Here is a 25,811-nt window from a genome sequence, read left to right as displayed (position 1 = left end):
GCTTAACCCCGATCAATCGGTGAGGCAACTTTTACAGCTTAGCGCGGCCGGTAACCCGAAACCAAATCGGGGTCCCAATCGAGCTAGTGTGACCGTCAGGCGCTCCTCGTCCTACCTCGTTTCCCAGATCCTCGCCCAGCCTTTCGGCTTAGCTTCTCGGCTCCGGGTCGGTGTCCGTGTCGCTCTGACCTGGATAAAGTTACGTAGCGATGAGCACGATGTCAAATCCGCTGGTAGAAGCGGTAAATCGACGCTTAACGATCAACGATGCGCGGACCAACCCGGAATGAACCAGCCCGGAGCCGCCGCGACGAACCGTTCCTGATCCCACGCGCCCACGCCCGCGGGGACCACGCCGACCACATCGACACCCGTCACGCGCGGAAGATCGGTTCGGTTGCATTCGGTGGCGAGATCCGGCTCGGCCGGCCACGCCCCGATCACCAGTCCCGCGCAGCGGACCCCCGCCGACTCGAGCGCACGGACGGTCAGCTCGCTGTGATTCAGCGTGCCGAGTCCGGCGGCGGCAACGACGATCACGGGCGCGTCGAGTTCACGGGCCAGGTCGACCAGGGTGAATTCGCCGACCCGCACGAGCAGCCCGCCCGCGCCCTCCACGAGGGTGAGGTCGGCGTCGTCCACGGCGCGGACGGCCGCGACGGTCTCGGCGAGCGTCAGCAACGGTTGGCCGCACCGACGGGCGGCGGTGTCCGGGGCGAGCGGCTCGGGGTAGCGGGCCAGCTCGACCGTCTTGATCGGGCCCGCGAGCCGCTCGACCTCGGCGAGATCGCCGGGTTCGCCGGGCGCGATGCCGGTCTGCGCGGGTTTGCACACCGCGACCGACCGTCCGGCGGCGCGCGCGGTCGCGGCCAGCGCGGCGGTGACGACGGTCTTGCCGACGTCGGTCGAGGTTCCGGTGATCAGCAGCAGAGTCATGCCTCCGCCTCGCTGACGCTCGGCTCCGGCATGCCCCTATAGGGCTGGCACATGATTCGCTCGCTGCGCTCTCTCATGCGGGCACCACATCCAGTCCGCGCGCCTCGGCCAGCACCGAGCCGAGGACGTCGGCGATGGTGTCGAGCTCCGCGTCCGTCAGGTTGGCGCGGGCGGTGAGCCGCAGGCGTGAGGTGCCCTCCGGCACCGACGGCGGACGGAAGCATCCGACGTCCAGTCCCCGCGCCCGGCATTCCTGGGCCGCGTCGTAGGCGACCTGCGCCTCGCCGAGCACCACCGAGACGACCGCCGAGTCGGGCGCGGGCACCTCCGCGATCCGCGCGATGTCCGCGGCGCGGTGCAGCACCCGCGCGGCCATCTCGGGCTCGCGACGCAGCAATCCCAGTGCGGCGCGGGCCGCGCCGACCGCGGCGGGCGCGAGTCCGGTGTCGAAGATGAAGGTGCGCGCCGCGTCGATCAGGTGTGCGCGGACCCGCTCGCTGGCGAGCACCGCGCCGCCCTGGGCGGCGAAGGCCTTGGACAGTGTCGCGGTGACGACGACATCCGGCTCGCCCGCCAGGCCGAGTTCGTGCACGAGACCACGACCGCCCAAGCCGCGCACGCCGAGCCCGTGCGCCTCGTCGACGAGCAGGACCGCGCCGTTCGCTCGGGTCACTCGGTGCAGTTCGGCCAGCGGAGCGAGATCGCCGTCGGCGCTGAAGACGGAATCGGTGAGCACGAGCGCGCGCCGTTCGGTCCGTGCGGCGAGCAGCCGGTCCACGGCGTCGACGTCACAGTGCGGGGCGATCTCCACCCTGGACCGGGACAGGCGGCAGGCATCGACCAGGGAGGCGTGACTTCCCGCGTCCGAGACGATCAGCGCGCCGCGGCCGGCGAGGGCGGTGACCGCGCCGAGGTTCGCGGCGTAGCCGGAGGCGAACACGAGGCCCGCCTCGGCGCCGGCGAATTCGGCGAGTTCGGCTTCCAGCCGCTCGTGATCGGCCGTGGTTCCGGTGACCAACCGCGATCCGGTGGATCCGGCGCCCCAGCGCCGCACGGCCTCGATCGCGCCCTCGATCACCTCGGGGTGTCTGGTGAGACCGAGATAGTCATTGGAGGCCAGGTCGATCGACGGCGTGTCCGGTTTCCTCGGTCGCAGTTCCCGGCGCAATCCGGCGGTCACCCGCTCTGCTGCCCGTTCGTCCAACCAGCTCAACGGATCGGTAATCACAGCTCCGCAGCATACTTGAACACCGTTCAGGAGGATAGCCCGGCGGGGCTGCGCACCGCGGCGGCCGCGCACATTCCGGCGGCGATGGTGGCGACTTCCTCGGCGCTGCTGATGAACGGCGGCATGGTGTAGATCAAGTTCCGGAAGGGGCGCAGCCAGACGCCCGCGTCGACCGCGGCCCTGGTGGCGGCGCGCATCTCGACCTGCCGCTCGAGCTCGATGACGCCGATCGCGCCGAGCACCCGGACATCGGCGACGCCGGGGAGCTCGCGCGCCGGAGCCAAGCCCGCGATGAGCTCGGACTCGATCCGGCCGACCTCGGCGCGCCAGTCCCGCGAGAGCAGCAACTCGATCGACGCGACGGCCACCGCGCAGGCCAGGGGGTTGCCCATGAAGGTGGGCCCGTGCATCAGCCCGCCGTGCGCCGCGCTGATGGTCTCGGCGATCCTCGCGGTGCACAGCGTGGCGGCCAGGGTCAGGTAGCCGCCGGTCAGCGCCTTGCCGACGCACAGGACATCCGGGGCTACGCTCGCGTGGTCGGCCGCGAAGAACGCGCCGGTGCGGCCGAATCCGGTGGCGATCTCGTCGAAGACCAGCAGCACGTCGTTGGCGTCGCACAGGCGGCGCAAGTCGGCGAGGTAGCGCGGATCGTGCCAGCGCATGCCGCCCGCGCCCTGCACGACCGGCTCCACGATGACGGCCGCGAGCTCACCGGCGTGGGCGGTGATGGCGCGTTCCAGTTCGGCCACGTAGTCGGCACGGTGCTCGCGCGGCGGCGTGGAGACGAAGACCTGTTCGACGAGGACGTCGGTCCACAGCGAGTGCATGCCGCCCTCGGGGTCGCACACGCTCATGGGGGTGAAGGTGTCGCCGTGGTAGCCGCCGCGCCAGGTCAGCAGGCGGCGCTTCTCGGGTTTGCCGACGCCGCGCCAGTATTGGAGGCACATCTTCGCGGCGACCTCGACCGAGACCGAGCCGGAATCGCACAGGAAGACTTTCTCCAGGCCCGCGGGCGTGTGCTCGACGAGCAGCTGGGACAGGCGCGCGGCCGGTTCGTGCGTGAGCCCGCCGAACATGACGTGGCTCATCCGTTGCGACTGCGCGAGCAGGGCCGCGTCCAGCACCGGGTGCCGGTAGCCGTGCACCGCGGCCCACCACGAGCTCATGCCGTCGACCAGTTCGCGGCCGTCGGCCAGTGTGAGGCGCGCGCCGGAGGCCTCGGCCACCACCAGCGGCGCGGTCGAGGCCGGGAATCCGCCATAGGGGTGCCAGACGTGTTCGGCGTCGATGGCGGTGATCTCGTCGGGGGTCAGTGCCACAGGAATCCCTCGCGGTCGACAGGCTTGAACGGTGTTCAAGTTAGCAGCCGAGCTCCGCATAGGGTGCGCGGCCGGACGAAATCCGTCGACCGGGAGGCTCTACTTCTCTGCCGAATCCCCGCCGATCGCCTCGTCGATCACCACCGGCACCCGGGCCAGCGACGCCCGGAGTCTGCGCACCGCGTCTTCTCCGAGGTCGGCCACGAGGATCCGCTCGATGCCTGCGATCCGGTCGGCGGCGAGGGCGAGCGCGCGACGCCCGGCCGCGGTGGTGACGACCACGCGGGCTCGACGGTCGGACGGATCGACCGTGCGCTCGACATAACCGCAGCGCTCCAGATGCGTCACCAACTCCCCCATCGACTGCTGCGTCATGCCCGCGGCTTCGGCCAACGCTGTGATCCGCGAGCCCTCCGGATCCAGATGACGGAAGACCGCGTAGTGAGCGGGCCGCAGTTCCGGGTCGAGTTCGGCGCGCAGTTCGCGATCTAGCGCCTTTTCGTAGGCGCCTGCGGCCTGGACGAGCAGCTTCAGCAAGGTATCGGGCGTTGACACATTATGAAGGTTACCTTTATATCTGGAGTATGCGCGACACCGTCCTCACCTTCGCCAACGGCCACCGAATCACCCTCGTAGATCGCGGGATAGACGACCGCGGACCGTATTTGCGGCTGGAACACCTGGTGCGCACGGTCGAGCGGCAGGCGGGGCCGCACTGGCATCCCGAGCTCGCCGAGAGCTGGACCGTGCGGGAGGGCCGTCTGCGCTTCCGTGTCGACGGTGTCGAGATCGTCGCGAACCCCGGCGACACGGTGACCGCCCCGCCGCGCGCCGTGCACGAATTCTGGAGCGAGGCGCCCGACACCCGGTTCGACCACGAGATCCGCCCGCCGCTGCGGCACTGGGACATGTTCCGGCTCTGGTGCGCGCTCGACGCGGCGGGCAAGACCACCGTGGGACGGGTGCCGCGCGACCCGCTGGCACTGGCGTTGCTCTGGGACTATCAGGACGGTTATCTCGCGGGCATTCCGGCGTGGGTACAGCGGGCGCTGCTGGGTGGATCGGCCCGGATCGCGCGGCGCGCCGGTTACGAGCGCCGCTGGCTGCCCGCCGAATGAGACAGCGCGGCCGTGCGCCGCCCTGCCGTATGCCTCACGCTACTGTCGTTGCCATGGCTCAGCCCGACGCAGCGCCCGGCGAGGTGACACCACTAGGTGTCTGGCCAGGCACCGCCTACCCCCTCGGGGCGACCTACGACGGCGCAGGAACCAACTTCTCGGTCTTCTCCGAGGTCGCCGAGGCCGTCGAGCTGTGCCTGATCGCCAAGGACGGCACGGAGACCCGGGTCGCGCTCGACGAGGTCGACGGCTACGTCTGGCACGCCTACCTGCCGACCCTCGGGCCCGGCCAGCGCTACGGCTTTCGCGTGCACGGCCCCTACGACCCGGACCGCGGCCTGCGCTGCGATCCGAGCAAACTGCTGCTCGACCCGTACGGCAAGGCGTTCGACGGCGAATTCGACAACGACCCGTCTCTCTATACGCACGGCCTGGATTCGCTGGGCCACACCATGACCGGCGTGGTGATCAACCCGTTCTTCGACTGGGGCTCCGACCGCGCGCCGAACCGGCCCTACCACGAAACGGTCATCTACGAGGCGCACGTCAAGGGCATGACGATGACCCATCCCGAGGTGCCGGAGGAACTGCGCGGCACCTACGCGGGCATCGCGCACCCGGCCGTCGTCGAGCACCTGAAGAGCCTCGGCATCACCGCGATCGAGCTGATGCCGGTGCACCAGTTCCTGCACGACCGGGTGCTGCTCGACCAGGGCCTGCGAAACTACTGGGGCTACAACAGCTTCGGCTATCTCGCGCCGCACAACGAGTACGCGGCCAGCCCGCGCGGCGGCGCCGCGGTGACCGAGTTCAAGGCGATGGTGCGCGCGCTGCACGCCGAGGGCATCGAGGTGATCCTCGACGTGGTCTACAACCACACCGCCGAAGGCAATCACCTCGGGCCGACGCTCGGGTTCCGCGGCATCGACAACGCCGCGTACTACCGTCTGCTGGACGGTGATCCGGGGCGCTACATGGATTACACCGGCACCGGGAACAGCCTCAACGTGCGGCATCCGCACACCTTGCAGCTGATCATGGACTCGCTGCGGTACTGGATTCTGGACATGCACGTCGACGGCTTCCGTTTCGATCTGGCCGCCACCCTGGCCCGCGAACTGCACGACGTGGACCGCCTTTCGACGTTCTTCGATCTGGTGCAACAGGATCCGGTGGTGAGCCAGGTCAAGCTGATCGCCGAGCCGTGGGACGTCGGCGAGGGCGGCTACCAGGTGGGCAATTTCCCCGGACTGTGGACGGAGTGGAACGGCAAGTACCGCGACACCGTCCGCGACTACTGGCGCGGTGTGCCTGCCACCTTGGGCGAGTTCGCCTCTCGGCTCACCGGCTCGTCGGATCTCTACGAGGCGACCGGGCGCAGGCCGAGCGCGAGCATCAACTTCGTCACCGCGCACGACGGGTTCACGCTGCGGGATCTGGTGTCCTACAACGAGAAGCACAACGAGGCCAACGGCGAGGGCAATCGTGACGGGGAGAGCTACAACCGATCCTGGAACTGCGGCGTCGAGGGCCCGACCGACGACCCGGAGATCAATGCACTGCGCGCCAAGCAGACTCGCAATCTGCTGGCCACGCTGGTGCTGAGCCAGGGCACCCCCATGCTGGCCCACGGCGACGAGATGGGCCGCGGCCAGCAGGGCAACAACAATGTGTACTGCCAGGATTCGCCGCTGTCCTGGATGGACTGGTCGCTGGCCGAGACCAATGCCGATCTGCTGGAGTTCACGCGCTCGGTGATCGCGCTGCGGACCCGGCATCCGGTCTTCCGGCGGCGCAGGTTCCTCGCGGGACAACCGGTTCGCGCCAAGGAGCACGCGCGAGACATCGCCTGGCTGACCCCGTCGGGCGAGGAGATGACCGACGCGGACTGGGACAGCGGCTTCGGCAAGGCGCTCACGGTCTATTTGAACGGTGACGGCATCCCCGAGCCGGGTCCGCGCGGTGAGCGCATCACCGACGATTCGTTCCTGCTGTGCTTCAACGCCCACGATTCGGCGCTCGATTTCGCCATACCCGGCACCGATTACGGAGGTCCGTGGACGGTGGCGCTGGACTGCTCGACGCCCGACGGCCGCGCCGAGGCCGACTATCCGGCCGCCGCCACCCTCACCGTCCCCGCCCGTTGTCTGCTCGTCCTCCGCTGCCCCGCATGACCGACACCCATATGACCGCATCCAACACACCGACTCCGACACATCACACCGACCCCATCGCCCGCGGACGCGCACTGGCGCGGCAGACCCCCGTGCGCAGCACCTACCGGCTGCAACTCCGGCCTGACGCGCTCACCTTCGCCGACGCCAGGGCGATCGCGGAATACCTTCAGCAGCTCGGCATTTCGCACCTGTACCTGTCGCCGATCCTGACCGCGGCGCACGGCTCGACGCACGGCTACGACGTCACCGACCCCGGCACCGTCTCGGCGGCGCTCGGCGGTCCGCTCGGGCTCAAGGCGCTCTCGGACGAGGTGCGCACCCGCGGCATGGGCCTCATCGTCGATCTGGTGCCCAACCACGTCGGCGTCGCCGATCCGCGACAGAACCGGTGGTGGTGGGATGTGCTGCGCAACGGCAAGGACTCGCCGTTCGCGCGTTTCTTCGACATCGACTGGAGCCCGGGCAACGGCGCGGGCGGGCGACTCGCGCTGCCGGTGCTGCACAGCGAGAACGATCCCGCGGCGCTCAGCGTGGACCGGTCCGGCCTGGAACCGATGCTGGCGCTGCACGATCTGCGTTTCCCGATCGCGCCGGGCACCGACGGCGACAACGCGCTGCGCATCCACGACAAGCAGCACTATCGCCTGGTGAGCTGGAAGGCCGGGGTGTGTACCTACCGGCGGTTCTTCGCGGTGAGCAGCCTGGCCGCGGTGCGGCAGGAAGACCCCGAGGTCTTCGACCTCACCCACCGCGAACTCGCGGCCTGGTGCGAACACGATCTGATCGACGGCGTGCGGGTCGACCATCCGGACGGATTGTCCTATCCCGCCGCGTATCTGGCTCGGCTGCGCCAGCTCATCGGTCCGGATCGGCTGCTGCTGGTGGAGAAGATCCTCGCCAACCGGGAGCCGCTGGACGCGACGCTGCCGATCGACGGCACCACCGGCTACGACGCGCTGGCCGGGCTGGGCGGCGTGCTCATCGATCCCGACGGCGAGCAGACGCTGACCGAGCTCTCGCGCCGCTTCGCCGGGCACGGCAGCGACCGCGCGTGGATCGGCGAGACCGAGCACCGGATCAAACGCGCCGTCGCCGAAAGCATTCTGGCGCCGGAGATCCGGCGGCTGGTGACCGCGATCAAGCGCGACGCGCGCGCGGACAGCTTCGACACCATGTCGCTGACCAACGCCACCATCGAGGTGCTGGCCTTCATGCCGGTCTACCGCGCCGACTACGCGCCGCTGGCCGGGATGACGGGTGCGGTGATCGCCGAGGTGGAGAAGCGCAACAGCGAGCTCACCGCGCCGCTGAACGTGCTGGTGACCGCACTGGCCGTCGGTGCGGAGGCGGCCGCCCGGTTCAACCAGGTGGGCGGCGCGATCACCGCGAAGGCCGTCGAGGACACCATGTTCTATCAGGCGGCGCGGCTGGCCTCGCTGCAAGAGGTGGGCGGCAATCCGGCCCGATTCGGTCATTCGCTCAACGAATTCCACCTCGCCAACCTCGAGCGCGCCCAGCGCTGGCCCGCCACGATGACCACGCTGTCCACCCACGACACCAAGCGCGGCGAGGACGTGCGTGCCAGGATCGGGGTGCTCTCCCAGGTCGCGCGGACCTGGGCGCGCTCGGTCGAGACCTGGCTGGACAATACGCCCCCGCCGGACGGCGCGACGGCACTGTTCGTGTTGCAGAACATGTTCGGCGTCTGGCCCGCCGACGGCCGCCCGGCCTCCTCGGTGCCGGGACTGCGCGAGCGTCTGCATCTGTTCGCGGAGAAGGCGATGCGCGAGGCGGGCACCCGCACCTCGTGGGAGGAGCCGGACGCCGAGTTCGAGGCGGCCGTGCACAGCTGGATGGACGTGGTGATCGACGGCCCCGTCGGCGCGGAACTGGGCGACCTGGTACACGACCTGGCGCCGCACGCCTGGTCGGACGCGCTGGCGCAGAAGCTGCTTCAGCTGTGCGGGCCGGGCATCCCCGACGTGTACCAGGGCTGCGAGCTGTGGGAGGACTCGCTGGTCGACCCGGACAACCGCCGTCCTGTCGACTTCCCCGCGCGCACCGGCATGCTGCAATCGCTCACCGGCACACCGGCTTTGGACACCTCCGGGGCGGCGAAGATGTGGATCGTCGCCTACGCGCTGTGGCTGCGCAGGGAGCGTCCCGACTGCTTCGTCGGCGGCGCCTACCTCCCGCTGTTCGCCACCGGCGAGCAGGCGGCCCGGCTGGTGTCGTACGCGCGCGGGCGGGTCGGCGAGCCGCCCGAGGTGATCGTCGCGACCACCAGGCACAGTGTCGGCCTGACCGACTCCGGCTGGAGCGACACCGCGCTCGATCTACCGCAGGGCAACTGGACCGACCGGCTCACCGGCCACACCTTCCAGGGGCGGGCGCGCTTGGAGAAGCTGTTCGCTCGGCTCCCCGTCGCCCTGCTGGTGCGTTGAGGCGTCGGGCGGGCCGATCTTCTCGATCAGCTCGGCCGGGAACTTCCCGCCCAGGTCCTGCTGCCAGTGCCGCAGGTTGTGCGGCCGGTACTCGGCCTTGTCGTGCACCGTCGAGGCGAGCAGCACGCCGTTGTCCGCCGGCAGCCGGAGCCGCCGCAGCGAGTTCAGGTAGAACCTGGGCCGCATCGGGCTTCGGACGGTGCGCACCATGTTGAGCAGGGCGAAGCCGGGACCGAGCGACTTGTGCCGCTCCATGTGGTCTTCCTTGCCCGCGCACTTGGCCGCCAGTTCCCCGAGCAGTTCCCTGTTGAACGCGAGTCCCTCGGCCTCGGCCTCGGCGACCATCCAGCGGAGCGTGATGTCGGACAACCCGCACTGGTCGTAGCCGCCGCCGATGTCGCTGTGCACGCCCTCGAACCAGACCTGCTTGACGCGGTCGGCCTTGCGGTCCTTGATCCGGCGGTACTTGATGCCGAGTTCGACCGGCACCTCCCAGAGGCAAGGCTCGAAGTTGCGCCGCCGCTCGTCGATGGCGAGGGCTTGGCGCGCGCACAGGACCCGCGGCGAAAGTTTGACGTCATGGAAGCGGTGCCGCCAGGAGGTCAGGCCGGGGACGCCGAGCGCGCCGACGGTGTCGAACACGCCGATGAAGTCGATGACCCGCCTGCGATGGCTGTGCTCGCGGCGGAAGGCGCGCACCTCCTTGTCAGTGGGCGGTTTGCGCCACCACATCACCTTGTTGCGGGCGCGGCGCCGGTACATCTTGAACGCCTTCGGGTAGTTTCCGGCGATCATCGAATCGGGCTTCATGATGCCGATGCAGTCGATCAGGCCGACCAGGCTGCGCGCGGTGTACGCGCCGCGGCTGAAGCCGAAGATGTACAGCTCGTCGCCGGGCTCCCAGTTGACGGCCACCTGCCAGTAGGCGGCGGACAGATTCGCCTCCAGGCCCAAGCCGAAGGCGCCGCCGATGAGCCGGTCCGCGGTGAAACCTCTTGCGCCGGGGCCGGATACGTAGATCACGTGCTGGCGGACCGGCTGCCCGTCGGGCCCGGGGGCCTCCATGCGGACGGTCTGTGCGATTTTGACGATGTTCGATACGGTGCTGCTGTTCTCGGCCTTCCAGGTGCCGTCGCAACAAACCACCAGGCGTTTCATGGGCGAAATTCTCCCCTCGAATTCGCGTAGGAAACCCGCGTACTGGACTACTCGAATCATCGCCCAGGTGCCGGCGGCCGTTAATGAAAACGCTGTCTTTCAACGCGTTTCGACGAAAGAAGCCCCGGTCGAGCCGGGACTTTTCGGTGCGGGCTACTCAGAGACGGATGAATCGCCTTCGCTCCGGCCGTGCGCGGTCGGCGGACCGCCTTCGGTCGGAAGCTCTAGGCCTTGTGCGCGAGTACCGCGAACATCGTGACCGAGAAGTGGAAGTCGCCGCGCGCGATGCCCGCGTCGAGATCGGCGATCAATCGGTCGTACTCCTGGCGGGTGACCGTGCCCTGCTGCACGGCCTGCTCGTTCATCTGCTGGAAGAGCGGCCGCGCCGTCACCGGGTCCCAGACCACCGCCTCCGATCCCTGGTCGTCGACGGCGAAACCGGCGGCCGCGAGCAGCCCGTGCAGCCTCCGGCCGGACGCGGGGTTGGGCGTCTCGGCCAGCATCGCGGCGGCCAGAGCGGCCACGACCTCCGGATCGCCGGGGTGGGTGATGGCGGTGTACCAGTCGCTGTCGATCAGCAGGACGCGGCCGCCGGGCCGCAGCACCCTGGCGATCTCGGCGGTGGCCGCGGCGGGATCGTCGAGATGCTGGTAGACGCGCTCGCAGCGGACGACATCGAAGGACGCGTCCGGAAACGGGAGGTGATAGACCGAACCGTGCACGAACCGCGCGGCCGATTCGGCCGCCTCGGCCCGCCGCCGGGCGATCGCCAGCATCATCGGGTTCGGATCCAGCCCGACCGCGGCGCCGCCCTCGCCCACCCGCTCGGCGAAGACCATCGCCTCCGACCCCGTGCCCGCCCCGATATCGAGGGCCCGCTCCCCCGCCCGCACCGCCAGCGCCTCGTGCGCCCAGTCCCGCATCCGCCGGATTCCCGGCAGCTCCGCCTGCACGTCCAGAATCCCGACCAACTGGTCGATCCGACCGGCATCGATCCGGTCCACGTGAAAGGAAGGGGCGTTCGCCTCGACGGGTCCCTGTGCCATGCACCCGACGCTACCCCCCTTGACCCGGCTCCGACCTGCACCGACCTTCGGCGCGCTTCGCAGAGATCGCAACCTGCGCGAGGCGTGTGAAGCCTGCGTGCAGAGACGGCTCACGACTACGGCCCCGGCGGGGAGCCGGGGCCGTGTGGTGTTGTCGGAGAGGGGTTTTGCGGTCAGTGGGCCTTGCGCAGGCCCAGGTATTGCAGTGCGGCGAAGCCGCCGACCGTCCCGGCCTGCATGACCGTCCAGACCGAACCGACCGCGTTCAGGTCGAGCGCGCCCTCGATCAGCGCGGCGAGGCTGACCACGACCCAGGCGGCGTTCAGGCCGATCACCGCGCGTGCCGCGGTGCGGTTGATCGACGCGGTCGCCCCGACCAGAGCGACGCCGATGCCGTAGAGGGTCAGGAAGACGCCGATCGGGATACCGAGGCGGCTGTCGAGGCCGAGCAGCGACTCCAGCGGACCCGACAGCGCCAGGTAGGCCAGGCCGTTCACACCGGTGATCACGGCGTCCAGGCGCAACGAGGTACGCAACAGCTTGTCGCCGGGGGCGAGCAGGGTGGACAGGTAGCCGGGGGCGGTGGTGGTGGTCATGGCGAATCTCTTTTCTGGATAAGGGTTTTGCGAGCAATGGCGGGGTCAGGCGACGGCCGGGACCTTGTCGAGGAAGCCGTACACCTGCGCGATGCGGCCCTCGTCGAGTACCGCGACGTCGAAGCCGACCACCAGCGCCTGGCCGTCGGCCGGACCCAGCTCCCAGGTGAAACGCACCTGGTCGTGGTGTCCGTCGACCGGTCCGGCCAGCCGGAACACCATGCCAGGGAACTGGGCCTGCACCGCGGCGATGCCCGCGTCCAGCGCCGCGCGGCCGGTGACGGCCATGAGCGGATCGACGTAGCTGGGCTCGTCGGTGAACACCCGGGCGATCGCGGCCGAGCGGGCGGCGGCGTCGGTGGTGTTCCAGATCTCCAGGTACTGCGCGACCAGGTCGTTCATCGTTTTCTCCCTTGTTTCTGCTGCGCTGTCTTGCGCCGTGAGAACAAGGTATGGCGAGGCGAGGGGGCCCCGAATCAGTCACGTATCAGTACTTTCGGCGACCGATGACGTAGGTGACGCCCGTCGGTGACCGGTTACGGTGAACGGATGCTGCACGGACGCGAGGCCGATCAGGCCCGCATCGATCGACTGCTCGCCGACGCTCGGGAGGGTCGCAGCGGCGTCCTCGTGCTGCGCGGCGAGGCCGGCATCGGCAAGACCGCGCTGCTGGATTACGCTGCCGCGCAAGGCATTCCGTCGGTGCGCAGCGCGGGCGTCGAGTCGGAGGCCGAGCTGCCCTTCGCCGGGCTGCACCTGCTGGTGCGCCCCGGTATGGCGCTGGTGGACACGCTGCCCGAGCGCCAGCGCGCGGCACTGCGTGGCGCGTTCGGGCTGGGCGCGCAGGAACCGGGCGACCGGCTGCTCATCGGTCTCGCGGTGCTCTCGCTCTTGGCCGAGGAGGCCGCCGAGGGGCCGCTGCTGTGCCTGATCGACGACGCGCACTGGCTGGACCGCGCGACCGCGGAGACCCTGCTCTTCGCGGCGCGCCGCTTGGACGCGGAGGGCGTGGCGATGATCTTCGCGACCCGGGCGGGCGCGCACGATTTCCCCGCGCCGGGTCTGCCGGAGCTGGAGGTCACCGCGCTGCGCCAGGACGCGGCCGCCGCGCTGGTGGACGCGGGCACGCCGGATCTCGCCCCCACGCTGCGCTACCGGCTGCTCACCGAGGCGGGCGGCAACCCGCTGGCGCTGCGGGAACTGCCCGCGGTGCTGGCCGCCGAGTCCGCCGACGCGGGGCCGAATCCGCTGCCGCTCACCCAACGCCTCCAGGTCGCCTTCTACGGCCGGGTGAGCAGGCTGCCCGCGGGCACGAGGACACTGCTGCTGGTCGCCGCGGCGGCGGGTACGGCCGAGGTGGATCCGGTGCTGCGCGCGGCGGCGACGCTTGGGGCGGGCCTCGCGGACCTGCAACCGGCCGAGGACGGCGGGCTGGTGCACACCGACGGCCGGGCGCTCACGTTCCGTCATCCGCTGCTGCGTTCGGCGATCTACCAGGGCGCGCCGCTGGCCCAGCGGCTCGCGGCGCACGCCGCGCTGGCCGCGACGCTCACCGCGCCGGAGGATGCCGACCTGCGCGCCTGGCACCTGGCCTCGGCGGCCACCGGACCGGACGAGGCCGTCGCCGCCGCGTTGGCCGACACGGCGGACCGGGCGCGCGCCCGCAGCGGCTATCACGGCGCGGTGGCCGCCTACGAGCGCGCGGCCGCGCTGAGCACCGATCCCGCGGCGCGGGTGGGCAGGCTGGTGCTCGCCGCCGAGACCGCGGGCGAGACGGGCATGCACGAACTGGCCGACCGGCTGGCCGAGCGCGCCGCGGCGCAGACCACCGACCCGCTGCTGGCCGCCCGGCTCGACCTGGTCCGCGGTCTCGCGGAATTCGGTGCGGGCAAACGGCTTCCCGCGCACCGGCGACTCGTCGCTGCGGCCGACGCGGCGCGACGGGAACCGCTGCTCGCGGCGCGCATCCTGACCGTCGCGGTGCACACCGCGTGGTATCTCGGGGACGAGGAGCTCGGCGAGGTCACCGAGCGCCTCGCGACCTTGCCGCTGCCCGAGGACGATTCGCTGTCGCACACCACCGGTTACGTGCTCGACGGCGTGCACGGGCGATTTCGCGCCGAGCTGCGCGCGACGGTCGACGCGGCCCGCGCCACGGGGGTGGACGCGCGAGACCTGGTACAGCTGTGCGGCGTCGGGCTCGTGATCGGACACGACGAACAGGTGACGGAACTGGCGGCGGATCTCGTCGCGGACTGCCGCGATCAGGGCCGGATCGGCCCGCTCCCGACGCTGCTGTTCTTTCGCGCCGAGGCCGAGACATTCCTCGGCAGGCCGCGCGAGGCGTTGGTCGTCGCCACCGAGGGCGCGCGGATCGCCGAGGACATCGGACAGGGCCACTGGGTGAGTCAGCTTTCCGCCTGTCTCGCCTATCTCGCGGCGCTGGGCGGCGACGAAGCGACCTGCCGTGCGGCGGCCGACCGCGCACTGGCCGAGGAGTTCGGCGGCGCCGACGCACCCGGCGCGAGCTGGGCGCACGCGGCGCTCGGTCTGCTCGACCTCGGCCTCGGCCGGGTGGACAGCGCCATGTCCCGTTTCGAGACGCTGACCGAGGAACCGTTCCGGCACATGGTCATCGGGCTGCGCTCGCTGCCCGATCTCGTGGAAGCCGCGGTGCGGCTCGCCGATCCGGCCCGCGCGGGCGACGCGCTCGATCGCCTCGACGGCTGGGCCGAGGCCTCGCGGCAGGACTGGGTCGGCGCGCTCGCCGCCCGCGCTCGCGCGCTGCTCGGTCCGGACGACCGGGCCGAGGAGCACTTCCGAACCTCGCTCGAGCTCGGCGGCCGCCCGTTCGAGCGCGCCCGCACGCAATTGCTCTACGGGGAATGGCTGCGTCGCAATCGCCGCAAGGTGGACGCGCGGACCCAGCTGCAACCGGCCATGGAGACCTTCCAACGCCTGGATGCCGCGCCGTGGGCCGAGCGCGCCCGCGTCGAACTCGGTGCGCTCGGCGTCGGCGCGGCCGCGCGGGCGGGGTCGGGAGTACTCGCCGCGCTCACCCCGCAGGAATTGCAGATCGTGCGACTCGCGGCGCAGGGAATGACGAACCGGGACATCGCGGCGCAGCTGTTCCTGAGCCCGCGAACGGTCGGCCATCACCTGTACAAGGCGTATCCGAAGCTGGGGGTGGTCTCGCGCGGGGAACTGGCGGCGCTGCCGTTGGACGCGGAGTGATCCACGGACGGACAGTGGACGCCGATACCAGCACTGGCCACGGACCGTTCAGCCGACACCGATCATCGGACGCGGACCGATCGTGCAGGGGGCGGGCGACGCGGACAGCGAAACGACCGGGATCGAATCGACGGCTTCGACCGGCAGCATCCGGTGTCGATCGGGAGCTGGGATGCCGCGACAGGCGTCGCGCGATCTAGTGCGCGGACAGCGCCCGCCGGTGCCGGAGCACCCCGGCGTCGCGTCGCGTTGTCACATAACCGAGCGTCCAGCGCAGCGCCGTGATCGCGGCCGCCGCCAGCACGGCGACCTGCGGCGCGCCCGTGATGAGCAAGAGCAGCACACCCGCCACCAGCCCGGCGGCCAGCGCCTCGAGCTTGTACACGGGCCACGCGGTACCCGCGATGTCCACGGTGGTGGGGTGAGCCGTTGCCATGGCATCAGGATATACGGAAGGCGAATTTCGGGCCACCGAACATTTCCGGTCGGGAACACCGGCGGCGGGTGCGGTGTTGCCGGTCGTATGCCACTAACCGGAGAGTACGCACCGAGCACGTCCGACTGGGCCCGCAAGCAGGCCGAGACCTACGAGGGTTCCGGCGGTACCGCGGGCACGTCGATAATGGGCAAGCCAGTCGTCCTGCTGACGACCAAGGGGGCGAAGACCGGCAAGCTGCGCAAGACACCGCTGATGCGAGTCGAGCACGACGGCGAGTACGCCGTGGTCGCTTCGCTGGGCGGCGCGCCCAAGCATCCGGTCTGGTACCACAACGTCAAGGCCGAACCGCATGTCGAACTGCGCGACGGCGAGGTCTCCAAGGACTACATCGCGCGCGAGGTGTTCGGCGAGGAGAAGAAGCTGTGGTGGGATCGCGCCGTCGAAGCGTGGCCCGATTACGCGAACTACCAGACGAAGACCTCCCGCCAGATCCCCGTTTTCGTACTCACCCCGCGGTGACCCGAGACCCTCGACCGCCCCACCCGCCGCGACCTCGCGTCGCGGCGGGTGGCAGCATATTTCGAGTGTCCAATCCGCTTGATGTAATGGATCAGCAGTTTTCCTCTCGTCCCGCGCTCACTGCGGACGAGATCGATGCCGCCGCCAAGCGAATTTCCGACATTATCGAGCCGACCCCGCTCCAGCTCAGCCCGCGACTGTCCGAACTGACCGGCGCGCAGGTCTACCTGAAGCGCGAGGACCTCACGGCCGTGCGCTCCTACAAGCTGCGCGGCGCCTACAACCTCATCGTCCAGCTGAGCGCCGAGGAGCGCGCCGCGGGCGTCGTCGCGGCGAGCGCGGGCAACCACGCCCAGGGCGTCGCCTTCGCGTGCAAGGCCATGGGCATCACCGGCCGCATCTACGTGCCCACCACCACCCCCAAGCAGAAGCGCGACCGGATCCGGGTGCACGGCGGCGAGTTCGTCGAGCTGATCGCCGTCGGCGAGACCTACGACGCCGCCGCGGGCGCGGCGGCCGCCGACGTCGAACGCACCGGCGCGACCATGGTGCCCCCGTTCGACGACACGCGCACCGCCGCAGGGCAGGGCACCATCGCCGCCGAAATCCTCGAGCAGCTGGGCGCCGCGCCCGACCTGGTGGTCGTCCCGGTGGGCGGCGGCGGCTGCCTGGCGGGCGTGGGCACCTACCTGCGCGCGCGGGCGCCGAAGACCGGCATCCTCGGCGCCGAACCGGCGGGCGCCGCCTCGATGACCGCGGCGCTGGTCGCGGGCGGGCCGGTGACGCTGCCGGAGATCGATCCGTTCGTCGACGGCGCCGCGGTGCGCAGGATCGGCGCGGTGCCCTACGCCGCGGTCGCGGGCTTCGGCGGCCGGGTGGTCTCGCACGCCTCGCTGCCTCTGCTGACCCAGTCCGAATCTCGTAGCGGCGCAGGCACTTTCCGCATGCTCCAGGTCGACGAGGGCGCGATCTGCACCACCATGCTCGACCTGTACCAGAACGAGGGCATCATCGCCGAACCCGCGGGCGCGCTCGCGGTGGCCGCGCTCGCCGAGATCACCGTGCCGCCGGGCTCGACGGTGGTGTGCCTGGTGTCGGGCGGCAACAACGACGTGTCGCGCTACGGCGAGATCATCGAGCGATCCCTGGTGCACCGCGGGCTCAAGCACTACTTCCTCGTCGACTTCCCGCAGGAGCCCGGCGCGCTGCGCCGCTTCCTCAACGAGGTGCTCGGCCCGGACGACGACATCACGCTGTTCGAGTACGTCAAGCGCAACAACCGGGAGACCGGGGCGGCGCTGGTCGGCATCGAGCTCGGCACACCGGACGGGCTGGAGTCCGTCCTGGAACGCATGGCCGCCTCGCCCATCCAGTGCGAACGGCTGGATCCGGGCTCACCGGCCTACCGGTATCTGACCTGACGCTCCCGCCCCGCCCGGTTCGCGGACCGGGCGGGGCGGGTAGCGGTCGGTGCGTCGGCCGGATCGCGCGGGCGGTCAGGCCGCCGCGTCGCGGGTCTCGTCGAGGGTGACGCGGCGGGTGGCGCGCAGGCAGTTGAGCATCAGCGGCAGCAGCCACATGGCCGAGAACTGGTCGACGCCCAGCTGACCCACCGAGAGCCGGTTGTGCACGAAGCCGACCGAGAGGCCGAGCCGCGGTTCGACCCAGCCGAACGATCCGCCGAGTCCGAGGTGGCCGAGACCGCCGCGAGCGCCCGGCATCGGCAGCGAGTGGTAGCCGAGATGCCACATCATCGGCGCGTAGAACAGCGCGTGATCGAGGCGGTATGTGCGCACCTTGCTCAGTTCGTCGATCGTGGCGCGCGAGAGGAACGGCCGTCCGTCGGGTGCCTGCCCGCTCGCGACCGCGCCGTACATGGTGGCCAGCGCGGACGCGGTGGCGACGCCGTTGCCCGCGGGAAGTTCGGTGCGCAGGATGGACGGGCCGTCGCCCTCCAGGATGGCTTCCAGCCCTGGCAGGAACAGGCAGCGGGTGACCGCGCCGAGTGCGCCGGGAATGAGGTGACTGCGGCGCAGCAGGAGCGAACCGAGCGGCTTGCCGAGCAGGCTGAGCTGGCCGCCCGCCAACGGCGCGTACACCGTGCCGGACTCGACAGGCGGCAGACCCAGGTGCAGCCCGTCGATGCCGAGCGGCTCGGACACCTCGGTGCGGAACAGCTCGCCCATGCTCTTCCCGGTGATCCCGCGAGCCAGACCGGCGAGCAGCCAGCCGTAGGTGAGCGCGTGATAGGTCGGCACGCCGAGTAGCCGATCCGGTGTGGCGGCGGCCAGGCGCCGCTCCATGAGCTCGTGGTCGAGGATGTCGTCCGGGGACTTCGCGATCGGCGCCAGCGCCGAGAGGCCCGCGCTGTGCGTCATCACCTGGCGCACGGTGATCCCGCCCTTGCCGTTGGCGGCGAACTCCGGCCAGTATTCGGCGACGGGAGCGTTGTAGTCGAGCAGGCCGCGGTCGGCCAGCCGGTGGATGACGGTGGCGGTGATGCCCTTCGTGGCGGAGAAGATGATCGAGCCGGTCTCGTGGGTCCAGTCCTGCTCGCCCGCGGCGCCGACCCAGATGTCGACGAGGGGTTCGCCGTTCAAATGCACCGCCAGCGCACCGCCCGCGCCGCGACGATGTCCGAACGCTCTGGTGAAAGCGCGTACCAGAGGTCCGAATTCGGCGGCGGCGCTGCCGCCGACTGAAGCCACGTTGCTCATCACTCCAAGGTAATGGCGACGGTCACACCAGGGCAATGGTCCTGTCCGGGACAGTTGACGTACCGTTACCCGGGATTCGGTTCGGTCACGGCGCTTTTCGCGGTCGCGAGCGAATCGGCGAGCAGCGCGAACGAGTGCGCGGGAATCGTTGTGCCCGTTGGCCCTTCGGTCGGCGGCTCCCATGACAGCAACGAGAACCCGGTGACCGGCACCCGCACTGGATCTTCCGACAGGTTGCACACCAGACGGAGCGAGCCACGATGAAGGACAAGCCATCGGGACCGTTCATCGTAGTCCACTCGCACGTGCGACATCAATGGATCGGTCAAATCCGGATGTCGTCTCCGCAACGCGAGCAGCGCGCGATAGCAGGCGAGCAGCCTGGCGCGCGCGGGATCGGCGAGTTCGGACCAGTCCAGCTTGGAGCGTTGAAATGTGGCGGGATCCTGCGGATCGGGCACGTCCTCGCTCGGCCAGCCGTGCTCGGCGAACTCGTCCTTGCGCCCGGCCGCGGTGGCCGCGCCGATCTCCGGGTCGGTGTGCGAAGTGAAGAACTGGAACGGCGTGCGCGCACCCCACTCCTCCCCCATGAACAGCATGGGGGTGAACGGCGAACACAGCACGAGCGCCGCCTTGACGGCGAGCTGGCCGTCGGTCAGGTACGCGCTCGGCCGGTCGCCGAGCGCCCGGTTGCCGACCTGGTCGTGGGTGCAGGTGTAGGCGAGCAGCGCCGAACCGGGTACCACCGATCGGTCGAGCGGACGGCCGTGCACGCGGCCGCGGAAGCTGGAGTATGTGCCCGCGTGGAACCAGCCGTGCGTCAGGGTGCGCGCCAGACAGGCCATCGAGCCGAAATCGGCGTAGTAGCCCTGCCGCTCACCGGAGACCGCGGTGTGCACGGCGTGGTGCAGGTCGTCGTTCCACTGTCCGGCCAGCCCGTGGCCGCCCGCCGCGCGCGGTGTGATCAGGCGCGGATCGTTGAGATCGCTTTCCGCGATCAAGGTCAGCGGCCTGCGCACGTGCGCGGCCAGGCGTTCGGTCGCGGCGGCCAGCTCGGCCAGCAGGTGGGTGGCGGTGCGGTCGACCAGCGCGTGCACGGCGTCCAGCCGCAGTGCGTCGAGGTGGAAATCGCGCAGCCAGCGCAGCGCGTTGTCGATGATGAAGCGGCGCACCTCGTCCGAGGCGGGGCCGTCCAGGTTGAGGCTGCGGCCCCAGGTGTTGCGGCCCTCGGTCAGATAGGGACCGAAGCGGGGCAGGTAATTGCCGGACGGTCCGAGGTGGTTGTAGACGACGTCCAGGCAGACCGCCAACCCGCGCGCGTGACAGGCGTTCACGAACCGTTGCAGGCCGTCGGGACCGCCGTAGCTCTCCTGCACCGCGTACCAGAGCACGCCGTCGTAGCCCCAATTGTGGGTGCCGTCGAAGGCGTTCACCGGCATCAGCTCCACCACGGTGACGCCGAGGTCGACGAGATGATCCAGGCGTTCGATCGCCGTGTCGAAGGTGCCACCGGGGGTGAACGTTCCGAGGTGCAGCTCGTAGAAGACCGCGCCCGCCAGCGGTCGCCCGGTCCAGTCGCCGTCGGTCCACGCGCTCGGATCCAGTGCGTGCACCGCGGAGCGCCCGTGCACGCCGTCCGGCTGACGAGCCGAGCGCGGGTCGGGCAGCACGGTCGGATCGTCGTCGAGCAGGTATCCGTACCGCGCCCCGTCCGGCGCGTCCCGCTCGACGCGCCACCACCCGTCGGCCGAGCCACGCATCGGGTGCACAGTGCCGTCGAGATCGAGCCGCACCGCGCCGGCCTCGGGCGCCCACACCTCGAAGACAGTCATCGCGCCAGCATCGCACGCCCGGCCGCCGACCTCATCCCGTCGACCACCGTGGCGCGTTACGGACGGCGACCGAGCGGCACTGGCGCACCGGCACTCGGACTGCGAGAGTGAACGGGTGGGACTGTACGAGAATCAGGTCGTGCCCCGGCTCGTGGAATTCGCCTGCGGCATGCGGGTCAACGAGCCGCAGCGCTCGCGGGCCTGCGCCGGGCTGCACGGCCGGGTGGTCGAGATCGGCTTCGGCTCCGGACTGAACGTGCCGTTCTACCCGGCGGCCGTCGAATCCGTCAGCGCGGTCGAGCCCGCCGACCTCGGCTGGAAGCTGGCACGCAAGCGGCTCGACCGCGCCACCGTGCCGATCGAGCGGGCCGGTCTGGACGGGCAGTCGCTGCCGTTCGCGGACAACACCTTCGACTCCGCGCTCTCGACCTGGACGATGTGCACCATTCCGGATGTCGCGACCGCGCTGGCCGAGGTGCGCCGGGTGTTGATACCGGGCGGGACCCTGCATTTCGTCGAGCACGGCTTGGCCCCCGATCCCAAGGTCCAGGCGTGGCAGCACCGCCTGAACCCGATCGAAAAGGCGATCGCGGGCGGCTGCAATCTGGACCGTGACATCAGGGGCCTGGTGCAGGCCGCGGGGTTCGAGATCCGCGACCTCGACGTGTTCTACGGCGAGGGACCGAAGTTCCTCGCCGCATTGACGCTGGGGGTCGCTGTCTCCCCGTAGCCCCTAGTGGATTTCGACGTGCAGCGTGTAGCTGGCGTTGCCACGGGTCGGCGCGACGAGCACGCGGTACACGCCGTCGTAGGGCAGCACGATCTCGGTCCAGGTCTCCTCGACCGCGAGCACCAGTCCGTCGGGGGCGGACACGCTGAAGTTCACGTTGTCCTCCAGCGCGACGATGGCCGTCTTCAGCAGCTGTCCGCCGCGCGCCTCGAGCAAGTAGCTGTCGGCGTCGCCGCGCACGACCGCCCCGTCCAGGGTGGCCTCGCTGGTGCCCGGCGCGAATTCGATTTCCGCGTAGACCCCGGCCTGTGCGGCGCCCGCACCCGCGACGGCGAACACCAGGGTGGCCGCGAGAGCGGTGAGCGCGACGAGCGCCGCGCGGAAGGGACGGAGGATTGCTGCCATGATCGTTGTCCTGTGGTGAGAGGGGATTCGGAACGATCCGAGTCTTACCCCGGCGGCTTGTCATCGGCTGAAGACACGGTTAAAGCACCGGTCCAGCGGCCGTTTTGCCGGTGGCGAGCATCTACAACACCTTTAGTGCTGTGGTCGACCAGTTGCACCGCAAGCCGTCCCGCACTACCACCGCGCCTCCCACCGACGCCCTGGTCAGCAGCGCACACTGACGGCGCCTCGCGACGAGCGGCCGCCGAATCTCGGAGCGGATCCGGCGGCCGTCGTCGGTCAAATGGTCAGGCAGCTGGGGCCGAGGAGGGCCTTGAGGTCGCCGAAGAGAGCCGAGGACGGGGAGACTCGCAGGCTGTCGTCGAGTTTGAGCAGAGTGGTCTTGTCGCGGGCGCCGACGTGGCGGACGTGCACGTCGGAGGTGCCGGGGTGGCGGGACAGCACGCGCTTGAATTCGCCGATCTTGTCCGGGGTGCACATGCGGGTGGAGATGGTCACCGCGAGCGGCTTGGCCACGCCGATGGAGGACAGGTCGGGGACCGCGAGGTCGTTGGCGATCAACGAGATTCGGTCGTCGCGCACCGAGACGCGCGCTTTCACCAGCACCACCGCGTCCTCGACCACGTCGGCGCCGTACACCGAGTACGCCTGCGGGAAGAACAGCACCTCGATGCCACCGGTGAGGTCTTCCAGCTGGGCCGAGGCCCAGGCCAGGCCGTTCTTGTTGATGCGCCGGTTCACCGAGGCGAGGATGCCGCCGATGGTGACCTGCGCGCCGTCCTTCACGTCGCCTTCGAGAATGGTGGGGATCGGGGTGTCGGCCTGCGCGGCGAGCACGTGCTCCACGCCGTTGAGCGGATGCCCGGAGACGTAGAGGCCGAGCATCTCCCGTTCCAGCGCCAGCTTGTGCTTGGACTCCCATTCCTCGTCCGGCACCGCGACATTGAACACCGAGGCCACCGACTCGTCGGCGTCCATACCGCCGAACAGGTCGAACTGCCCGATCGCCTCGGCCTTCTTGGTGGTCATCACCGCGTCGATGGCGTCGGAGTGGATGAGCAGCAGGCCCTTGCGCGGATGCCCGAGCGAGTCGAAACCGCCCGCCTTGATGAGGGATTCGGTGACCTTCTTGGTGCAGGCGATGGCGTCGATCTTGTTCAGGTAGTCGGAGAAATCGGTGAACTTCGATTTCTCCTTGCGCGCCTGGATGATCGAGGCCACCACGTTGGCGCCGACATTGCGCACCGCGCCGAGACCGAAGCGGATGTCCTTGCCCACCGAGGCGAAGTTCTGCTCGGACTCGTTGACGTCCGGCGGCAGCACCGTGATGCCGAGCCTGCGGCAGTCCGACAGGTAGACCGCGGCCTTGTCCTTGTCGTCGCCGACGGAGGTGAGCAGGCCCGCCATGTATTCGGCCGGGTAGTTGGCCTTGAGGTAGGCGGTCCAGAAGGAGACCAGGCCGTAGCCCGCGGCGTGCGACTTGTTGAACGCGTAGCCGGCGAACGGAAGGATGGTGTCCCACAGCGCCTTCACCGCACCCTCGGAGAACCCGTTCGCGGTCATGCCCTCGTGGAAGCCCTTGTACTCGGCCTCCAGCACCTCGAGCTTTTTCTTACCCATGGCCTTGCGCAGCGCGTCGGCCTTGCCCATGGAGTAGGAGGCGACCTTCTGCGCGATGAACATGATCTGCTCTTGGTAGACGATCAGGCCGTAGGTCTCGGCCAGGATGTCCTTGAGCGGTTCCTCGAGCTCCGGGTGGATCGGCTTGATCGGCTGGCGGCCGTTCTTGCGGTCGGCGTAGTCGTTGTGCGCGTTCATGCCCATCGGGCCGGGGCGGTACAGCGCGAGCACGGCGACGATGTCGTTGAAGCCGGTGGGCTGCATGCGGCGCAGCAGGTCGCGCATCGGCCCGCCGTCGAGCTGGAAGACGCCGAGAGTGTCACCGCGAGACAGCAATTCGTAGGTGCCCGGATCGTCCAGCGGCAGGTTGTCCATGTCCAGGTCGACGCCGCGGTTGGCGCTGATGTTGTCCAGCGCGTCACCGATGACGGTGAGGTTGCGCAGACCCAGGAAGTCCATCTTCAGCAGGCCGATGGCCTCGCAGGACGGGTAGTCCCAGCCGGTGATGATCGCGCCGTCCTGCGGGCGGCGCCACACCGGGATCGCGTCCATCAGCGGCTCGGAGGACATGATCACCGCGCAGGCGTGCACGCCCGCGTTGCGAATCAGACCCTCCAGGCCGCGGGCGGTCTCGTAGATCTTGGCGACATCGGGATTGTTCCCGATGAGCTCGCGGACCTCGGCGGCTTCCTTGTACCGCTCGTGATCGGGATCCATGATGCCCGAGAGCGGGATGTCCTTGGCCATGATCGGCGGCGGCAGCGCCTTGGAGATCTGGTCGGCGATCGCGAAACCGGGCTGGCCGAACTGGACTCGCGCGGAGTCCTTGATGGCAGCCTTGGTCTTGATGGTGCCGAACGTGATCACCTGGGCGACCCGGTCGCTGCCCCACTTCTCGGTGGCGTAGCGGACCATCTCACCGCGGCGGCGATCGTCGAAGTCGATATCGATATCGGGCGCGGAGGGCCGCTCGGGGTTCAGGAACCGCTCGAACAGCAGGCCGTGCGGAATCGGGTCGATATTGGTGATGCCGAGCGCGTAGGCGACCAGCGAACCGGCCGCCGAACCACGGCCGGGGCCGACGCGGATGCCGACCTCCTTCGCGTGGGTGACGAGGTCGCCGACGACGAGGAAGTAGGCGGGGAAGCCCTTCTGCCGGATGACGTCGAGCTCGAAGTAGGCGCGGTCGTAGTACTCCTGCGGCACGCCGGAGGGGAACCGGCGATCGAGGCCACGGTCGACCTCCTTGCGCAGCCACGAGTCCTGGTCCTCGCCCTCCGGCACCGGGAACACCGGCATGCGGTCCTTGAAGTTCCACACGTCGTCGTAGGACTGCACCCGCTCGCCGATGCTCACGGTGTTGTCGCACGCGCCGGGTACCTCGGCCTCCCACAGCGCGCGCATCTCGTCGGCCGACTTCAGGTAGTAGCCGTCGCCGTCGAACTTGAAGCGGGTCGGATCGGAGAGGGTCTTGCCGGTCTGCACGCACAGCAGCGCCTCGTGGTTGGCCGACTGATCCTTCGTCACGTAGTGACAGTCGTTGGTGGCCAACGGCGGAATGTCCAGCTGCTTGCCGATGTGCAGCAGTCCTTCGCGGACCCGCCGCTCGATGGACAGGCCGTGGTCCATCACCTCGAGGAAGAAATTCTCCTTGCCGAAGATCTCCTGCCACTTGGCCGCGGCCTCCAGCGCCTCGCGGTCGTGACCGAGGCGCAGCCGGGTCTGGACCTCGCCGGACGGGCAGCCGGTGGTCGCGATGATGCCCTCGGCGTACTGCGCGATGATCTCCTCGTCCATGCGCGCCCACTTGCCGAGCTGTCCCTCGATGGAGGCCAGTGAGGAGAGCTTGAACAGATTGCGCAGGCCGGTCGCGGTCTCGGCGACCATCGTCATGTGGGTGTAGGCGCCGGAACCCGAGACGTCGTCGCCCTTCTGGCTCGGGTCGCCCCACTGCACGCGCTTGGTGTCGAACCGGGAGGCGGGCGCGATGTAGGCCTCGATGCCGATGATCGGCTTGATGTCGTGTTTCTTGGCGGAGTTGTAGAACTCGGCCGCGCCGTACATGTTGCCGTGGTCGGTCATGCCGACCGCCGTCATCCCGAGTCGCTTCGCCTCGGTGAACAGCGGAGAGATCTTGGCCGCGCCGTCGAGCATGGAGTACTCGGTGTGGTTGTGCAGGTGAACGAACGATCCGGACTCGGCCAAGACAGTCCTTCCTCCCAAGGTCTCGACGGGGGTTGGAGCAACGAGTCTATGCGCCCCCTGCGACAAGGTTTCGCACCGGCACGCGCCG

At 69.7% G+C, this 25,811-nt stretch carries 20 protein-coding genes; 7 read left to right on the top strand and 13 right to left on the bottom strand.

Going from position 1 to position 25,811, the window contains the following annotated elements; all coding sequences use genetic code 11:
- Positions 1-261: 261 nt before the first annotated feature.
- The 4 genes from bioD to ACRWNM_RS33800 form a co-directional block, all read right to left on the bottom strand.
- Complete coding sequence (gene bioD, locus ACRWNM_RS33815) at positions 262-936, bottom strand: dethiobiotin synthase (protein ID WP_431972230.1); 675 nt, start codon at positions 934-936, stop codon at positions 262-264.
- Positions 937-1,009: 73 nt separating this feature from the next.
- Positions 1,010-2,164, bottom strand: coding sequence for an 8-amino-7-oxononanoate synthase (locus ACRWNM_RS33810; protein ID WP_431972229.1), 1,155 nt, complete (start codon positions 2,162-2,164; stop codon positions 1,010-1,012).
- 26 nt (positions 2,165-2,190) lie between these two features.
- A complete protein-coding gene (locus tag ACRWNM_RS33805) occupies positions 2,191-3,483 on the bottom strand; it encodes an adenosylmethionine--8-amino-7-oxononanoate transaminase (protein WP_431972228.1) in 1,293 nt (430 codons plus the stop codon).
- A 99-nt stretch (positions 3,484-3,582) separates the two neighbouring features.
- Positions 3,583-4,038 (bottom strand): MarR family winged helix-turn-helix transcriptional regulator, encoded by a 456-nt coding sequence (locus ACRWNM_RS33800; protein ID WP_431972227.1) that lies wholly within the window; start codon positions 4,036-4,038, stop codon positions 3,583-3,585.
- 29 nt (positions 4,039-4,067) lie between these two features.
- On the opposite strand from ACRWNM_RS33800, the gene ACRWNM_RS33795 reads away from it, so the two are divergent.
- The 3 genes from ACRWNM_RS33795 to treY are packed head-to-tail and all read left to right on the top strand — an operon-like array spanning position 4,068 to position 9,222.
- Positions 4,068-4,601 carry a cupin domain-containing protein gene (locus ACRWNM_RS33795; RefSeq protein WP_431972226.1) on the top strand — a complete coding sequence of 178 codons (534 nt, stop codon included), beginning with the start codon at positions 4,068-4,070 and terminating at the stop codon, positions 4,599-4,601.
- A 53-nt stretch (positions 4,602-4,654) separates the two neighbouring features.
- Positions 4,655-6,775: a glycogen debranching protein GlgX gene (gene glgX, locus ACRWNM_RS33790; protein WP_431972225.1), complete on the top strand. Its 2,121-nt coding sequence runs from the start codon at positions 4,655-4,657 to the stop codon at positions 6,773-6,775.
- The gene (treY, locus tag ACRWNM_RS33785) at positions 6,772-9,222 is read left to right on the top strand and encodes a malto-oligosyltrehalose synthase (RefSeq protein WP_431972224.1); all 2,451 of its coding nucleotides are present in this window, start codon (positions 6,772-6,774) and stop codon (positions 9,220-9,222) included. Before glgX ends, treY begins: the two co-directional genes overlap by 4 nt.
- On the opposite strand, the gene ACRWNM_RS33780 is transcribed toward treY, so the two are convergent.
- The 4 genes from ACRWNM_RS33780 to ACRWNM_RS33765 form a co-directional block, all read right to left on the bottom strand.
- A complete protein-coding gene (locus tag ACRWNM_RS33780; protein WP_431972223.1) occupies positions 9,115-10,380 on the bottom strand; it encodes a DUF2235 domain-containing protein in 1,266 nt (421 codons plus the stop codon). The genes treY and ACRWNM_RS33780 overlap by 108 nt on opposite strands.
- A gap of 224 nt (positions 10,381-10,604) precedes the next feature.
- Positions 10,605-11,426 (bottom strand): methyltransferase domain-containing protein, encoded by an 822-nt coding sequence (locus ACRWNM_RS33775; protein ID WP_431972222.1) that lies wholly within the window; start codon positions 11,424-11,426, stop codon positions 10,605-10,607.
- Positions 11,427-11,599: 173 nt separating this feature from the next.
- Positions 11,600-12,022 (bottom strand): hypothetical protein, encoded by a 423-nt coding sequence (locus ACRWNM_RS33770; RefSeq protein WP_431972221.1) that lies wholly within the window; start codon positions 12,020-12,022, stop codon positions 11,600-11,602.
- A 45-nt stretch (positions 12,023-12,067) separates the two neighbouring features.
- The gene (locus ACRWNM_RS33765; RefSeq protein WP_431972220.1) at positions 12,068-12,424 is read right to left on the bottom strand and encodes a nuclear transport factor 2 family protein; all 357 of its coding nucleotides are present in this window, start codon (positions 12,422-12,424) and stop codon (positions 12,068-12,070) included.
- Positions 12,425-12,550: 126 nt separating this feature from the next.
- Here ACRWNM_RS33765 and ACRWNM_RS33760 point away from each other — a divergent pair, with 126 nt between their 5' ends.
- Positions 12,551-15,256, top strand: a complete 2,706-nt coding sequence (locus tag ACRWNM_RS33760) for a helix-turn-helix transcriptional regulator (protein WP_431972219.1) — start codon at positions 12,551-12,553, stop codon at positions 15,254-15,256.
- A 196-nt stretch (positions 15,257-15,452) separates the two neighbouring features.
- On the opposite strand, the gene ACRWNM_RS33755 is transcribed toward ACRWNM_RS33760, so the two are convergent.
- Complete coding sequence (locus ACRWNM_RS33755; protein ID WP_431972218.1) at positions 15,453-15,692, bottom strand: hypothetical protein; 240 nt, start codon at positions 15,690-15,692, stop codon at positions 15,453-15,455.
- Positions 15,693-15,779: 87 nt separating this feature from the next.
- On the opposite strand from ACRWNM_RS33755, the gene ACRWNM_RS33750 reads away from it, so the two are divergent.
- Positions 15,780-16,214, top strand: coding sequence for a nitroreductase family deazaflavin-dependent oxidoreductase (locus ACRWNM_RS33750; protein ID WP_431972217.1), 435 nt, complete (start codon positions 15,780-15,782; stop codon positions 16,212-16,214).
- An 86-nt stretch (positions 16,215-16,300) separates the two neighbouring features.
- Positions 16,301-17,635 carry a threonine ammonia-lyase IlvA gene (gene ilvA, locus ACRWNM_RS33745; RefSeq protein WP_431972216.1) on the top strand — a complete coding sequence of 445 codons (1,335 nt, stop codon included), beginning with the start codon at positions 16,301-16,303 and terminating at the stop codon, positions 17,633-17,635.
- A gap of 75 nt (positions 17,636-17,710) precedes the next feature.
- Here ilvA and ACRWNM_RS33740 read toward each other — a convergent pair whose 3' ends face one another.
- Positions 17,711-18,931 (bottom strand): serine hydrolase domain-containing protein, encoded by a 1,221-nt coding sequence (locus ACRWNM_RS33740; RefSeq protein ID WP_431972215.1) that lies wholly within the window; start codon positions 18,929-18,931, stop codon positions 17,711-17,713.
- A gap of 65 nt (positions 18,932-18,996) precedes the next feature.
- Positions 18,997-20,763, bottom strand: coding sequence for a malto-oligosyltrehalose trehalohydrolase (treZ, locus tag ACRWNM_RS33735; protein WP_431972214.1), 1,767 nt, complete (start codon positions 20,761-20,763; stop codon positions 18,997-18,999).
- Between the two features lie 169 nt (positions 20,764-20,932).
- Between treZ and ACRWNM_RS33730 the strand changes: the two genes are divergently transcribed.
- Positions 20,933-21,493, top strand: coding sequence for a class I SAM-dependent methyltransferase (locus ACRWNM_RS33730; RefSeq protein ID WP_431972235.1), 561 nt, complete (start codon positions 20,933-20,935; stop codon positions 21,491-21,493).
- 3 nt (positions 21,494-21,496) lie between these two features.
- Here the strand turns inward: ACRWNM_RS33730 and ACRWNM_RS33725 are convergent, their stop codons facing one another.
- Positions 21,497-21,898, bottom strand: coding sequence for a hypothetical protein (locus ACRWNM_RS33725; protein WP_431972213.1), 402 nt, complete (start codon positions 21,896-21,898; stop codon positions 21,497-21,499).
- A gap of 279 nt (positions 21,899-22,177) precedes the next feature.
- Positions 22,178-25,723 carry a DNA polymerase III subunit alpha gene (gene dnaE, locus ACRWNM_RS33720; RefSeq protein ID WP_431972212.1) on the bottom strand — a complete coding sequence of 1,182 codons (3,546 nt, stop codon included), beginning with the start codon at positions 25,721-25,723 and terminating at the stop codon, positions 22,178-22,180.
- Positions 25,724-25,811 lie beyond the last annotated feature (88 nt).

The sequence above is a fragment of the Nocardia sp. bgisy134 genome, from assembly GCF_965341865.1.
Lineage (GTDB): Bacteria > Actinomycetota > Actinomycetes > Mycobacteriales > Mycobacteriaceae > Nocardia.
This window is presented reverse-complemented; position numbering and strand designations above follow the sequence as displayed.